Origin of the sequence: Mediterranea sp. ET5 (assembly GCF_023337025.1) — a bacterium.
Classification (GTDB): Bacteria; Bacteroidota; Bacteroidia; order Bacteroidales; family Bacteroidaceae; genus Phocaeicola_A.
In genome coordinates, this window is sequence record NZ_JAMBLN010000004.1 from 122460 (window position 1) to 136814 (window position 14355).

The window sequence follows — 14355 nt, forward strand, 5'->3', positions numbered from 1 at the left end:
GTGGGGGAGGGAACGGCAGACCGGGAATCATTACCCGTGACAGGCAACAGGACACAACGGGGCTTCGCGAAAGAATTGCCGGTTGTCAATTGCCAATTGTCGATTGTCGTGTATCTTTGCGCTAAAAACAGATACTATACATGGCAAACGACGTGGTTCTTACGCCGATGATGAAACAGTACTTCGAGTTCAAGGCACAGCATCCCGATGCCGTCCTGCTGTTCCGTTGCGGCGACTTCTATGAAACCTATTCGGAGGATGCCATCATCGCCTCCGAGATACTGGGCATCACCCTCACCAAACGTGCCAATGGCGGACAGTCGAAAGTGGTCGAGATGGCGGGATTCCCCCACCATGCGCTCGATACCTACCTGCCCAAGCTCATACGCGCCGGAAAGCGCGTGGCCATCTGCGACCAGCTCGAAGACCCCAAGCTCGCCAAGAAACTGGTGAAGCGCGGCATCACCGAACTGGTGACCCCGGGTGTGTCCATCAACGACAACGTACTCAACTACAAGGAGAACAACTTCCTCGCCGCCGTGCACTTCGGCAAGCAGGCGTGCGGGGTGTCCTTCCTCGACATCTCCACGGGGGAGTTCCTCACCGCCGAAGGGACAACCGACTACGTGGACAAGCTGCTGGGCAACTTTGCTCCCAAGGAGGTACTCTTCGAGCGCGGACGCCGTCCGATGTTTGAAGGCAACTTCGGGTCGAAGTTCGTCACCTTCGAGCTGGACGACTGGGTGTTCACCGAGCAGACCGCCCTGCAGAAGCTCCTCAAGCACTTCGAGACAAAGAACCTCAAGGGCTTCGGCGTGGAGCACCTGAAGATGGGCATCATCGCCTCGGGCGCCATCCTGCAATACCTCGAAATGACGCAGCATACGCAAATCGGCCACATCACCTCGCTGGCACGCATCGAGGAGGAACGCTACGTGCGGCTCGACAAGTTCACCGTGCGCAGCCTGGAGCTGGTGAGTTGCATGAACGAGGGAGGCACAAGCCTGCTCGACGTCATCGACCAGACCCTCTCGCCGATGGGGGCACGCATGCTGAAGCGTTGGGTGGTCTTCCCGCTGACGAGCAAGAAGGCCATAGACGAACGGCTCGACGTGGTGGACTACTTCTTCCGCGAACCGGAGTTCAAACAGCTGGTCGAGGAACAGCTTCGCCTGGTGGGCGACCTGGAACGCATCATCTCGAAGGTGGCAGTCGGACGGGTGAACCCACGCGAACTGGTGCAGCTGCGCACGGCACTGCAAGCCATCGAGCCGGTGAAGCGTGCCTGTGAGAAGGCGAAGAACGACAGCCTGCGCCGCATCGGCGAACAGCTCAACGTCTGCGAGGTGATGCGCGACCGCATCGCCCGGGAAATCAATCCCGACCCGCCCGTCCTGCTCAACAAAGGAGGCGTCATCGCCGACGGGGTGAACCAGGAGCTGGACGACCTGCGCCACATCGCCTTCTCGGGCAAGGACTACCTGGTGCAAATCCAGCAGCGCGAAAGCGAGGAGACGGGCATCCCCAGCCTGAAAATCGGCTACAACAATGTCTTCGGCTACTACATCGAGGTGCGCAATGCACACAAGGACAAGGTACCCGCCGAGTGGATACGCAAGCAGACCCTTGCCAACGCCGAGCGGTACATCACGCAGGAGCTGAAGGAATATGAAGAGAAGATACTGGGAGCGGAGGACAAGATACTCATCCTGGAGAACAAGCTCTACACCGACCTCGTGTCGGCACTGACGGAATACATCCCGACCATCCAGGTGAACGCCAACCAGATTGCCCGGCTCGACTGCCTCCTCTCGTTCGCCAACGTGGCGGCAGCGAATCACTACGTGCGTCCGGTCATCGACGAGAGCGACGTCATCGACATCCGCCAGGGACGTCACCCGGTCATCGAACGGCAGATGCCCGTAGGGGAGAACTACGTGGCAAACGATGTGCTGCTCGACTCACAGAGCCAGCAGATTATCATCATCACCGGTCCGAACATGGCGGGTAAGTCCGCCCTGCTGCGACAGACGGCACTCATCACCATCCTGGCACAGATAGGCTGCTTCGTCCCGGCGGACAGTGCCCGCATCGGTCTGGTCGACAAGGTATTCACCCGTGTCGGTGCGAGCGACAACATCTCGGTGGGCGAGTCGACCTTCATGGTGGAGATGAACGAGGCATCGAACATCCTGAACAACCTGTCGCCACGGAGTCTGGTGCTCTTCGACGAGCTGGGACGAGGCACGTCGACCTACGACGGCATCTCCATTGCCTGGGCCATCGTGGAGTACATCCACGAACATCCGAAGGCAAAGGCACGGACCCTCTTCGCCACGCACTACCACGAGCTGAACGAGATGGAGAAGACCTTCCCACGCATCAAGAACTACAACGTCTCGGTGAAGGAAGTGGGCAACAAGGTGATTTTCCTGCGCAAGCTGGAGCGTGGCGGCAGCGAGCACTCCTTCGGTATCCACGTGGCAAAGATGGCGGGCATGCCCAAGAGCATCGTCCACCGTGCCAACGAGATCCTCAAGCAGCTGGAGCGCGACAACCGTCAGCAGGGCATCGCCCACAGCACAGTGCCGAAGGTAGAGACCGCCCCGTCAGGCGTACAGCTGAGCTTCTTCCAGCTCGACGACCCGGTGCTGAGCCAGATACGCGACGAGCTGCTCCACCTCGACGTGAACAACCTCACGCCGCTCGAAGCGCTCAACAAGCTCAACGACATCAAGAAGATACTGAAGGGGAGGTGATGGGATATCAAGTCAGAGGCACAAAGACACGGAATGATGACTTCGGTTCATATTCTCCGTATCTTTGTGCCTCTGTTTTATAAGTCTTTCAGCCACTTCTTACCACGTTTGGTGTGAATCCAAATGGCAAAGATTCCTGCAACAATCAGTGCAATCGTGTATACCATACTAAGCATTAACATAAGCTTCTCATTTTAGTATTCTATTACCTAACCAAGCAAATCGGACTTGTTCAACGGGACATAGGAGCCTTCAGCCAGTCGACCGCCAATGAAACGGCGTAGGAGAGGTTTGCACCGAAACCATGATTCTCGCCGGGAATGAGGTTGAGGGTACAAAAAGTCATCTCGCGTTGGAAACGTTCGCCGTAGGTGTAAGGCACCACACGGTCGTCCATACCGTGGATGACGAGGGCAGGACCGTCATAGCGTGCCGCCGTCTCATAGACAGGCAGACTGATGGCTGTTTGGATATAGGCACGTCCGAGTCTGACACCCGACGGTAGCTGCACATATTCCGGGGCATGCCACGGGTCGTACATGGCGCCCATCGTATTGCCACGCAAGGCATCGTCGCGCAGGACGGCGGCAGGAGCCATCATCACCAGCCTCTGCACGACACGGCTTCCCAACCGTCCGGCAGTCATGGCTGCGACGACACCTCCCTGGGAATGCCCGAGGAGAGAGATGCCGTCGGTCTGCGGGAGCTTGCGCACACAGGCAATGACCGCCATCGCATCGTCGATTTCGTTGAGGACGGTCATCTCCTCAAACTTGCCTTCGCTCCGTCCGTGAGCATTGAAATCGAAGCGCATCACCCCGAAGCCTTCCTCCAGCAGACGGGCTGCCAGTGCCCGATGGAGCGGTTCCTCCATGTTACCCGTGAATCCGTGGCAAATCACCACCACGTGACACTTTTCTCCCTGGGACAATGCAGGCAGCTGCAAGTGGGCAGCCAACCGCCCCATGGAACCTTTCACAAAGAAGGTAGAGTCGGTCTGTGCCGACGCTACGACGCCGCAGAGGACCATCACCAGAGCGGCAACCATGCTTTTGAGTCTCATCATAAATCGTTCGTTGTCTGTTTGCCTGCAAATGTAGCAAAGATGAAGTGGAGAAGGAAACAGACGCTGAAATATCTGTTGCACAACATGTAACAATTTTGATGCCTCCATGTAATCCACTTGATATAAGCCTGTCACACCGACATACTTCCTTTGCGGCATCCATTTAACACCTCTTATAAACAAACCCAACCTACTCATGAAAATGAAAAGAAGTCAGCGAATGCATCGCAACGGAACAGTTGTGCTGTCGGGCACGCTCCAAAGGCTTCTGTGTCTGTTCATCGTGTTATTCATCGCTACCGGGACCTACGCACAGAGCGTACTGACCGGCAAAGTGACCGACGCAGCACACGAACCTCTCATCGGTGCCACCATCGCCATCGAAGGACAAGAGAACAAAGGCACCATCACCGACATCGACGGCAACTACAAGCTGTCACTGCCTGCCGGAACCAAGCAGGCGGTCATCAAATTCCAGTACGTCGGTTTCATCACCCGCACCATCCGCTGGAAAGGCGAACAAACTCTGAATGTCACCCTTGAAGAAGAGTCGCAAGAACTCAACGAAGTGGTCGTGACCGCCCTCGGCATCAAGCGCGAGGAGAAGGGACTGGGCTTCTCCACCACCAAAGTGGACAACGACATGCTGAGCAGCGCCATGCCTGCCAGCTGGACATCGAGCCTGAGCGGCAAGGTTGCCGGACTGAACATCGTCACTCCGGGCGGACCTGTCGGAACGTCGCGCATCAACCTGCGTGGCGACGTGTCACTGAACCAGAATGGAAACAACGCCCTCATCGTAGTAGACGGCGTGCCACTGAGCAACACCATCACCAACTCGGGCTTCGCCTACGGTGCAGGAGCCAACACCGAGCTTCCGGTCGACTTCGGTACGGGATTCTCCGACCTCAACGTCGACGACATCGAGAGCATCCAGGTGCTGAAGGGCACCAGTGCCACTGCCCTCTATGGCTCACGTGCCGCCAACGGTGTCATCATGATTACTACGAAAACTGCCAACTCCGCTTCCAAAGGACTGGGCGTGTCGTTCAACTCGAACACCAGCTTCGAACAGGCGATGAACTTCCCCAACTACCAGTATGAGTTCGGACAGGGATACCCCGCCTTCAACAAGGACAACGAGCTTTACTACCTCTACTACCAGTCGGGCGGACAGCTCAACGGCATGAGTGACACGGGACACATCTCCGTTGCCGACTTCGGTCCGCGCTTCGACCCGAACAAATCATTCTACCAATACGACCCCGAAACGCAAGCCATGGGTGCGAACCCCACTCCGTGGGTCCCCTACAAGGACAACCGTACGGGACTATTCCAGACGGGCGTGACCTCGACCAACAGTGTCGCCGTGAGCAACAACTGGGGCAACGGCAACTCCGTCCGTGCATCCGTGACCTACACCGACAACAAATGGATTCTTCCCAACACGGGTTTCAACCGTACCGTGGCTTCCGTAAGTGCACGTACGCAAATCTCACGCAATCTGAGCATCAACCTGCGCTCCAGCTATACCCACCGCAAGATTGACAATACGCCGGGACTGGGCTACAACAGCAACTCCATCTCCTACTGGCTCATCTTCCAGAATGCCAACATCGACCTCGACTGGTTCAAGCCGCGCTGGTACAGCGGACAGGAGAACCTGCGTCAGCTGATGCCCTTCACCACCTATCTGGCCAACCCCTACGTCATCCTCTACGAGTCGACCAACTCCTCAAAGAAGGACGAATTCATCAATAGCCTTACCGCCAACCTGACGCTCTCGCCCAAGTTCGACCTCATGGTCCGCTCGGGCATTCAGATGTACGCCGACGAACGCGGACAGCGCCGCCCTATCAGCGACATCGTGTTTGCCGACGGCTACTACAAACAGGAGAAGGTGACTGACTATGAAATCAACAGCGACGTCCTGCTGACCTACCACGACTCCTATGCCAACGGGCTCTCCATCAATGCTTCCGTGGGCGGTAACCTGATGCGCCGCAACTACTCCTACCTGGGTGCATCGGTGACGGGACTTGTCACTCCGGGCATCTACAAGCTGTCCAACGGCGTGTCAAGCCCCTTCGTCACTTCAGAGCGTATCCGCAAGGCTATCAACAGTGTCTACTTCTCGGCAAACTTCAACTGGAAGAACCTCCTCTTCCTCGACGTGACGGGACGTAACGACTGGTCGTCGACCCTCCCGAAAGACAACCGCTCGTTCTTCTACCCATCCGTGTCGGCAAGTGCCAGCATGACGGATATCTTCACGCTGCCCGAACAGATCAGCTTCTTCAAGCTGCGTGCCTCCTGGGCACAAGTGGGCAACGACACCGACCCGTACAGCACGATGAAGTATTATGAGACGAGCAACTTCCCCGGCTCAGCCGTTAACCCGACAACGCTCTACAACACCGACTTCAAACCTGAAATCTCGACCAGCTTTGAGGTGGGTACGGACTTCCGCATGTTTGACAACCGCATCGGAATCGACCTCACCTACTACCAGAACGTGACGAAAAACCAGATTATCAGCTCACCGCTTGACGCCTCCAGCGGCTACACCAGTGCCATCATCAATGCCGGCAAAGTACGCAACCGCGGCGTGGAGGTCACCTTCAATGCAACTCCGGTCAAAACCCGTGATTTCACGTGGAACACCACCATCACCTGGTCGAAGAACAAGAACCGCATCCTCGAACTTGCCGAGGGCAGTGACGACTACCAGATCATCTCGCAGGTGGGTGCAGCCTACCTCGTAGGCAAAGTGGGCGGCAGCGTAGGTGATATCTGGGGCTGCAAGACCGTGCGCAACGAGAATGGGGACGTGCTCATCGACCCCGCCAACGGCCTGCCTGTACAATCCACCGAAATCGAATACGTCGGCACTGCCACCCCGAAGTGGAAAGGCGGCTTCTACAACGAGTTCCGCTACAAGAACTTCAAGCTGAGCTTCCTCATCGACGGACAGTGGAAGGGCATGGCTTACTCACAGACCCACCACAAGCTCACCGAACTGGGCAAGCTGGAACATACCCTCAACGGACGTCTGCCCGGCACACACTACTACATCGCCGGTGACGACCCGCGCCTGGCTGCTGCCGGACTGCCTGCCATCGGCGGTGTCTACATGATTGGCGACGGAGTCATTGACAACGGCGACGGTACCTATCGTCCCAACGATATCCCCGTAACCACCGAACGCTGGTACTACACCTACTACCGCCGTGCCAATGTCGAGGAGAATACCTTCGACACCTCCTTCCTGAAGCTCCGCGAAATGCGCTTCGAGTATGCCCTCCCGCAATCGTTCCTCGCCAAGACCCCCTTCAAGAAGGCAGTCCTCGCCCTCTATGGAAGAAATCTCTTTATCCTGAGTAACTTCCCTGCTTTCGACCCCGAAGTGGCAGCCCTCAACGGCTCCAGCATCGTGCAAGGCGTCGAGATGGGACAGCTGCCCTCCACACGCAGCTATGGATTCAACATCAACGTGGAATTTTAAACGCTTACGCTCATGAAACTGAAAACCCTGATACTCTCCTGCATGGCTTCAGCCGGTGTACTCACTGCGTGCAGCGACTTCGACGCCATCAACAAGAACCCGGACCTGCTGGAAACGGTCAATCCGGGCACCATGCTCGACCCCGTGCTCTACGACATGGCCATCTACAACTGGCAACGTTACAACAGCTTCACCGGTGAACTGATGCAATACTCCTCATCAAGCAGCTCGGGCGGATACAGCCGCTACTACTTCACCGAAAGCGCCGGAACGGGCGTGTGGAGCAATTACTATACGTGCCTCTCGAACATCAAGGAAATCGAGAAGCAGGCTGCCGTCTACAACGTGCCCAACTACCGTGCCATCGCACTCACGCTTCAAGGATGGGTGATGCAGATGCTCGTCGACACATTCGGCGATGTTCCCTACTCCGAAGCATGTCGTGCCGAAGAGGGCATCACACAGCCTGCCTTTGACGACCAGCGCAGCATCTACACCGCCATCATCGAGGGGCTGAAAGAAGCAAACGACCTCTACGACGAAAGCACGGCACTGACCTACAACACCTCGGGCGAGCTGCTCTATGGCTCTGACGTGGCAAAGTGGCACAAGTTCAACAACTCTCTGCTGCTACGTGTCCTGCTCCGTGCCGGAGAGACTGACCAGCTGAAGAGCATTCTGGAGAACCCGGACATGTATCCTGTCTTCGAGTCGAACGACGACGGTGCACTGCTCTCCATCAGCGGCACTTTCCCGCAGGAAGGCCCCGTGACCCGTCCGCAGGACTTCTACATCGCACGCAGCGCCACACAGTTCTTTGTCGACAACCTCAATGCCTGGGGCGACCCGCGTGTGGCACTCTTCACCACCCCGACTGAAGCGGGCGAATATGTAGGTGTCCCGAGCGGCTATGAGACAGCTCCCGACTACGACGTGTCGGGCCTCAACGTCGCCATTGCTACCGCACCGATGAAAATCAACCTGATGTCGTATGCCGAAGTGGAGTTCATCCGTGCCGAGGCTGCCCAACGCGGCATCATCGCTTCGTCAGAAGCCGGACCTGCCTACAATCGCGGCGTGCAGGCTGCCATCGAACAATGGGGCGTGGAGATGCCCGCCGGATACCTCGACAACCCTGCCGCTGCCTACGACGGCACTCTCGAACGCATCATGCTCCAGAAATACTACGCCCTCTTCTTCTGCGACCAGCAGCAGTGGTTTGAATACATGCGGACAGGACTTCCCGCCATCCCGCGCGGCGACGGTGTACCCGACGGCAATGAGATTCCCCATCGCCTGCTCTACCCTGCCTCGCTCCAACGCTCGAACATGAAGGGCTATCAGGCTGCCGTGGAACACATGGGCGGCGACGACTATGACATCAAACTATTCTGGCAACGCTGATAAAGAAAGGAGACAAGACTATGAGGCTTCTGTTTGTTATACTTTTCATGTTAGGCTCCTGCGCTCTCTTACGGGCGCAGGAGATTCCCTCGGAAGGCGGACGGGTCTACAACCTCACCATGCCGAGCACCCTCATGCAGGGTGACCGCAACTATTCCGTCTACCTCCCCGAAGGCTATGAGACCGATACCCTGCGCCGCTATCCGGTGCTCTACCTGCTCCACGGACTGGGCAACACGAACACCAAGGGGTGGGTCGAGCGCGGCAACGTCGAGGCCATCGCCAACCGGGTCATTGCCGAAGGGCGGGCCTGTCCAATGGTCATCATCATGCCCGATGCCGGCACCGACGGTCCGGGCTACTTCAACCGGGAAGGATGGCCCTACGAGGATTATTTCTTTCAGGAACTGATTCCCTACATGGAAAGCCATTACCGCATCCTGCCCGATGCCATGCACCGTGCCATTTCCGGACTGTCGATGGGCGGAGGAGGAACGCTGGTCTACGCCCTGCGTCATCCCGAACTGTTTGCTGCCGCCTGTCCGCTGAGTGCACTCGTCACGTTCCCCACCCGCAGCAACAACGACAGCGGCTGGATGGACAAGTATCCGCAGGTACGTGCCTGGGCAACGTCCGCCATGCAACCGGAGAACGCTCCGCTCGACCTTATCCGCAACGCCACTCCGGAACAGCTGTCAGCCATCTCCCGCGTACGCTGGTACATCGACTGCGGTGATGACGACTACCTTTATGAAGGCAACCTCGCTCTCTACATGCTGCTACGCGAGAAGCAGATTCCCTTCCAGTACCGAATGCGTGACGGAGCACACAACTGGCTCTACTGGCAGTCCGCCCTTCCCGACGTGATGACCTTCGTCTCACTTTCCTTCGGGGAGGCATCCTCCTTTATCCGATAAAAAAACATCCTCATCAAACAATCACTAAAACCACACAACAATGAAAACATTCATCGTATTCCTCAGCCTGACATGGGGCATCGCCCTGAGTATGAACGCAGCCAACACCTGCGGCCCCAATGACCCCGACAAGGTGGAGACCGCTGCCGGTTCCCACTTCTCGTTCACCGTCTATGGCAACATCCCCGAAGCACAGGTAGACTACGCACAGAGCCACTACCTGGGACAACCCGTAGAAGGCAAATGGAACACCTTCCTGAAAAACTATACCTTGGTGAGCGAACAGAGCATCGGCTTTGCTTCAACCAACGTACAGTTCAACAAGCCCGTCATCTACAATGCCGTGCAAAAGGTAAACAAACACCTGAAGAAAGCCGTCAAGAAAGGGCTGCTCAGCAAGGAAGAAGCCACACAAATCCTCTCACACGTGCTCGACTGTGCCAACGTCGTCTGCTTCGAGCCGGACACCGAAGCTTTCGAGGAAGCCATCTCTGAAGCTGATACACGCGAAGACATCATCCGTGTGTTCGAGAACACAGAGCTGGTCTTCAAGTAAACAACATTCGAAGAACTACGCATAAACCCCTAACCGGTCATCAGACTTAAGCGGTCTAATGGCCGGTTTGAGTTTCATTTCTTGACCTTCATCAATGCACACATTCCTGTCCGTAGCTTATCTTTGCAGCCGTAACAAGTTAATAAAAGGAGAAATACGTATGAAACTGAACAAAGACTTCCTGCGCTGCAACGACCTCGGACTGCTCGTGCTGCGCCTGACAATGGGCGGGCTGATGCTCTTCCACGGTGTACATAAACTGACTCACGGGGTGGGCTTCATCGGCGACATGCTCGCCGGGATGGGGCTGCCTTCCTTCATTGCCTACGGTGCCCTTCTGGGCGAAGTCGTGGCATCGCTGATGCTCATCATCGGACTGTGGACACGCCTCGCTGCCGTCGTCTTTGCCGGCAACATGGTGGTTGCCATCCTCATGGTACACCTGCCGCAATTCTTTGCGGTCGACCCCATGACGGGAGGATGGACTGTCGAACTGCCCATGCTCTACCTGCTCGGAGCCGGTGCACTCTGCCTCACCGGAGGCGGACGTTATGCCCTCACACGGGGTAGCGTGCTCGACTGAACCGTCCCTGTCAGACGGAAAAGAGGGAAGAACGGAACATACATGCCTCTGGGGCCATGTTCCGTTCTTCCCTCTTTGTGTTGTTCAGTCCTATGTATAAATGAGGGTCGACAGCGTCGACTCGTCAAACATCTCGTTGGCTATGTCTAGCAGCTCGGACGAAGTGAGTGCCTCGATGCGGGCATACAGCTCGGCACTGTCCTCGTAACGCCCGTAGTGGAGGAACGTCTTCCCCATGTCGAGTGCCAGGTTCTCGAAGTTGTCGCTCGCCACGGCAATCTGTCCGATGATCTGCTTCTTGGCTGCTGACAGCCGGGCGTCCGTCAACCGGACGTTGCGCAGGCGTGCCAGTTCCTTATAGACCAGCTCCAGGCAGGTACCCACGTCAGCAGGGTCACAACCGAAGTAGATGCTCATCACCCCCGTGTCGGTGTACGACGTCAGGTTGCTCTCCACGTTGTAGACCAGTCCGCGACGCTCGCGCAACGCCACGTTCAGCCTGCTGTTCATGCCCGGTCCTCCCAGGATGTTGTTGAGCAGGTACAGTCCCGTGCGTCGGTTGCTGTGTGCGTCGTAACTCCGTCTGCCCAGCATGACGTGTGCCTGGTGGGTGTCGCGCCGCAGCGTCTGTGAAGCAGGTTCGTAGGGAGGTAGCGGAAGGGTACGTCGGTTGGGCGTGCCCGGCTCCCGGTCTCCCGTCAGCTTCTCCAGCGTACGCACCACCCGACGGAAGTCCACATTGCCACGCAGGAAGAACACCATGTTGGAAGGCGTGTAGAAGCGGCGTGTCCATCCCAGCGCGTCGGCTGAACCGAAACCACGCAAGCGGACCGGGTCACCCAGAATGTTGCGCCCCAGCGGATGTCCGTGGAAGAGCAGCTCCTCGAAGTCGTCGAATATCAGCTCCGACGGACTGTCCTCGTAGCTCTGTATCTCGTCGAGAATGACCTCTACCTCGCGTCCGATTTCCTGAGACGGGAAGACACTGTGGAAGGTGATGTCGGCAAGCAGCTCTGCTGCCCGGGCAAAGTCGTCGGCGAGGAAAGCCGTATAGATGGTTGTCTCCTCCTTGTTCGTGAAGGCGTTGAGGTCTCCCCCGACGCGCTCCATCCGGTTCAGGATGTGCCAGGCACGACGCTTCTCCGTCCCTTTGAAGATGAGGTGCTCCACGAAGTGCGCCATGCCCTGTTCGTTATCCGCCTCGTCGCGCGTCCCGGCATCAATGGTAAAGCCTCCGTATGCCACGGGGGTAGCCGATGGTGCCTGAATGATGCGCAGTCCGTTGGGCAAAGTATGTTGATTCAGTTCCATGCTCTTTTCGTTCGGATCAGGTTTCAGCCTGCAAAGGTAACGCTTCCGCCGACAACGGGCAACGGAGGTCCGGCAAATCTTGACCGCCGGACAAGTGTTCCCACCACAAGGAGCAATCCTGATCGCATACTTTTTCTTTAGATTCGATAACTTTTGTTTGCACTTTCCGAAAGATATGACTACCTTTGCAGGCGAATAGTGAAGAAACACTTATGAAACAGCTCTCTCACATCCTGCTCACTGTCATCTTAGTGTGCATGGGGTGCTCGGACAAGACCGCGCACTACCTGATGCCGTCGGCACCTGACTATGGCGAAGAAAACGCCTGGTACAAGGAGCTGAATGCTCCGCAGGGGGACAACAACTCCACAGCCGACGTGTTCTACATCGCTCCCACGTGCGTGTGGGACTGGCACGACAGCCAGGGAAACACGATGCACTTTGAAGACGTCTACAACGCCGACCAGCGCGAGGCACTGCGTCCGTCACTGGAACTGGCAGCTGACATATTTGCCCCGACGAACAACTTCTATGCTCCCTACTACCGCCAGATTACATTGGAATCGTGGATGGAAGGGGAGGACACTGTCGAAAAACGGTTCCCCTATGCCATGAGCGACGTCAAACGTGCCTTTGACCACTACCTTGAACACGACAACGGAGGTCGTCCGTTCATCCTGGCAGGCTTCAGCCAAGGTGCCAAGGCGGTGGTCGAACTGCTCAAGGACATGCCAGCCGACGTACACAGCCGCATGGTGGCAGCCTACGTCATCGGCTACAACGTGAGCGAACGTACGGCGAGCTACTTCAAGACCATCCAGGCGGCACGCGATTCCATCGACACGGGCGTCACCGTCTGCTACAATTCCGTGGCAAGCCCTAAAGCGGTCTGTCCCGTCCTGGGAGAAGGCTCCCTGTGCATCAATCCCGTGAACTGGAAGACGGACGGCAGTCCTGCCTATCTCAACGACACCGTCACCGTCCGTGTGGACACGAAACAGCACGTACTGCTCGTCGAGGGCTTCAACCCACAACAATACTACCTGCCGTCACTCGGCTCCATGTTCCCCGTAGGCAACTACCATCTCCAGGAACTCACGTTCTACGCCGACTGCCTCCGCCGCAACGTGGAACAGCGCGTGCGCAGCTACTACCGCCGGTAGGTAAACCGGAACCTGATGTAACGCTTTACAAATTGTTTCCCCACACCCACGCATGACAATGAGTCCCCATACGAAATGTGTTCGGGGGATGTATGTATGAACGGTTGTGGGGAATCAATCTTTCACCAGGAAAGTACTCACCTCGTAGAGGAGGCAGATAGGGAGAGCGACGATGCAGAGGGTGAAGATGTCGGATGTGGGAGTGATGATGGCGGACACCACGAGGATGACTACCACAGCATGCTTGCGGTAACGGCGCATGAACGTCCGACGGAGGATGCCCAACTTGCCGAGCACCCAGCACACGATGGGCAGCTCAAAGAGGATGCCCAGGAGGAAACACATGACAAGCAGCGTGTCCATGTAGGATTGCAGGGTGATGAGGTTCTCCACGTCGGGACTGACCTGATAGGTACCGAGGAAACGGAACGTCAGGGGAAAGATGAGAAAGTAGCACAGCGCCACGCCGAGCAGGAACATGACGTAACCGGACACCACGGCACGCACCCCGTAACGACGTTCCTTCGGGTAAAGCCCGGGGGAGACGAAGCGGAACAGCTCGTAGAGACAATAGGGAGAAGCAGCCATGAGACCGACGTAGAGCGAGGTTTTGACGTGAATCTTGAATTGCTCCGCCAGCCCCGTATTGATGAGCTCGACGTGGAACGACGACGGTGAACCATCTGCCAGCCAGCTGTTCACGCCAGCCAGCAGACGGTAGAGGATAAAGTCATCGTGCTTCGGTGCCAGAATGGCGGCAAACACGGCATCCTTGAAGGCGAAGGCGACGACGGCACATGCCACCGTCACCACCGCCATGCGCAGGAGGGAGCCGCGCAGCACGTCGAGATGGTCCCAGAAGGTCATCGCGGAGTTATTGTCCGTCATGTTTCGGCTCTTCCGGGGTGGGTTTGTCGGTTTTCTTCTCGGACGGAGCATCGGGGTCCAGTCCGTTCATGCCGTCCTTGAAGCTGCGGACGCCTTTGCCCAGCCCTTTCATGAGTTCGGGGATTTTCTTGCCACCGAAGAGCAGCAGCACGATGAGGATGATGAATATGAGTTCGGGAGTTCCTATTCCAAACATGGTTTTT

General features: G+C 57.0%; 11 protein-coding genes. 7 read left to right on the forward strand and 4 right to left on the reverse strand.

Features of this window, described 5'->3' with window-relative positions:
• Positions 1-140 precede the first annotated feature (140 nt).
• A complete protein-coding gene (gene mutS / locus M3087_RS04215; RefSeq protein WP_106483906.1) occupies positions 141-2759 on the forward strand; it encodes a DNA mismatch repair protein MutS in 2619 nt (872 codons plus the stop codon).
• 232 nt (positions 2760-2991) lie between these two features.
• Here mutS and M3087_RS04220 read toward each other — a convergent pair whose 3' ends face one another.
• Entirely contained in the window at positions 2992-3825 is an 834-nt protein-coding gene (locus tag M3087_RS04220; protein WP_249093969.1) for an alpha/beta hydrolase, read from the reverse strand.
• A 220-nt stretch (positions 3826-4045) separates the two neighbouring features.
• On the opposite strand from M3087_RS04220, the gene M3087_RS04225 reads away from it, so the two are divergent.
• The 5 genes from M3087_RS04225 (at position 4046) to M3087_RS04245 (ending at position 10790) form a co-directional block, all read left to right on the forward strand.
• Positions 4046-7330 (forward strand): SusC/RagA family TonB-linked outer membrane protein, encoded by a 3285-nt coding sequence (locus M3087_RS04225; protein WP_410796842.1) that lies wholly within the window; start codon positions 4046-4048, stop codon positions 7328-7330.
• Between the two features lie 12 nt (positions 7331-7342).
• Positions 7343-8734, forward strand: coding sequence for a SusD/RagB family nutrient-binding outer membrane lipoprotein (locus M3087_RS04230; RefSeq protein WP_022384978.1), 1392 nt, complete (start codon positions 7343-7345; stop codon positions 8732-8734).
• Between the two features lie 20 nt (positions 8735-8754).
• Positions 8755-9651 carry an alpha/beta hydrolase gene (locus M3087_RS04235; RefSeq protein WP_022384979.1) on the forward strand — a complete coding sequence of 299 codons (897 nt, stop codon included), beginning with the start codon at positions 8755-8757 and terminating at the stop codon, positions 9649-9651.
• A 40-nt stretch (positions 9652-9691) separates the two neighbouring features.
• Positions 9692-10207 (forward strand): hypothetical protein, encoded by a 516-nt coding sequence (locus tag M3087_RS04240; RefSeq protein ID WP_022384980.1) that lies wholly within the window; start codon positions 9692-9694, stop codon positions 10205-10207.
• A gap of 160 nt (positions 10208-10367) precedes the next feature.
• Positions 10368-10790, forward strand: coding sequence for a DoxX family protein (locus M3087_RS04245; protein WP_022384981.1), 423 nt, complete (start codon positions 10368-10370; stop codon positions 10788-10790).
• A 90-nt stretch (positions 10791-10880) separates the two neighbouring features.
• Here M3087_RS04245 and M3087_RS04250 read toward each other — a convergent pair whose 3' ends face one another.
• Complete coding sequence (locus M3087_RS04250; RefSeq protein ID WP_022384982.1) at positions 10881-12101, reverse strand: M16 family metallopeptidase; 1221 nt, start codon at positions 12099-12101, stop codon at positions 10881-10883.
• Between the two features lie 212 nt (positions 12102-12313).
• Between M3087_RS04250 and M3087_RS04255 the strand changes: the two genes are divergently transcribed.
• Entirely contained in the window at positions 12314-13264 is a 951-nt protein-coding gene (locus tag M3087_RS04255) for a DUF3089 domain-containing protein (RefSeq protein ID WP_249093973.1), read from the forward strand.
• A gap of 114 nt (positions 13265-13378) precedes the next feature.
• Here M3087_RS04255 and tatC read toward each other — a convergent pair whose 3' ends face one another.
• Both tatC and M3087_RS04265 read right to left on the reverse strand, forming a co-directional pair.
• Positions 13379-14152, reverse strand: coding sequence for a twin-arginine translocase subunit TatC (gene tatC, locus M3087_RS04260; protein ID WP_249093975.1), 774 nt, complete (start codon positions 14150-14152; stop codon positions 13379-13381).
• Entirely contained in the window at positions 14139-14348 is a 210-nt protein-coding gene (locus tag M3087_RS04265; protein ID WP_022384985.1) for a twin-arginine translocase TatA/TatE family subunit, read from the reverse strand. The genes tatC and M3087_RS04265 overlap by 14 nt, the downstream gene beginning before the upstream one ends.
• Positions 14349-14355 lie beyond the last annotated feature (7 nt).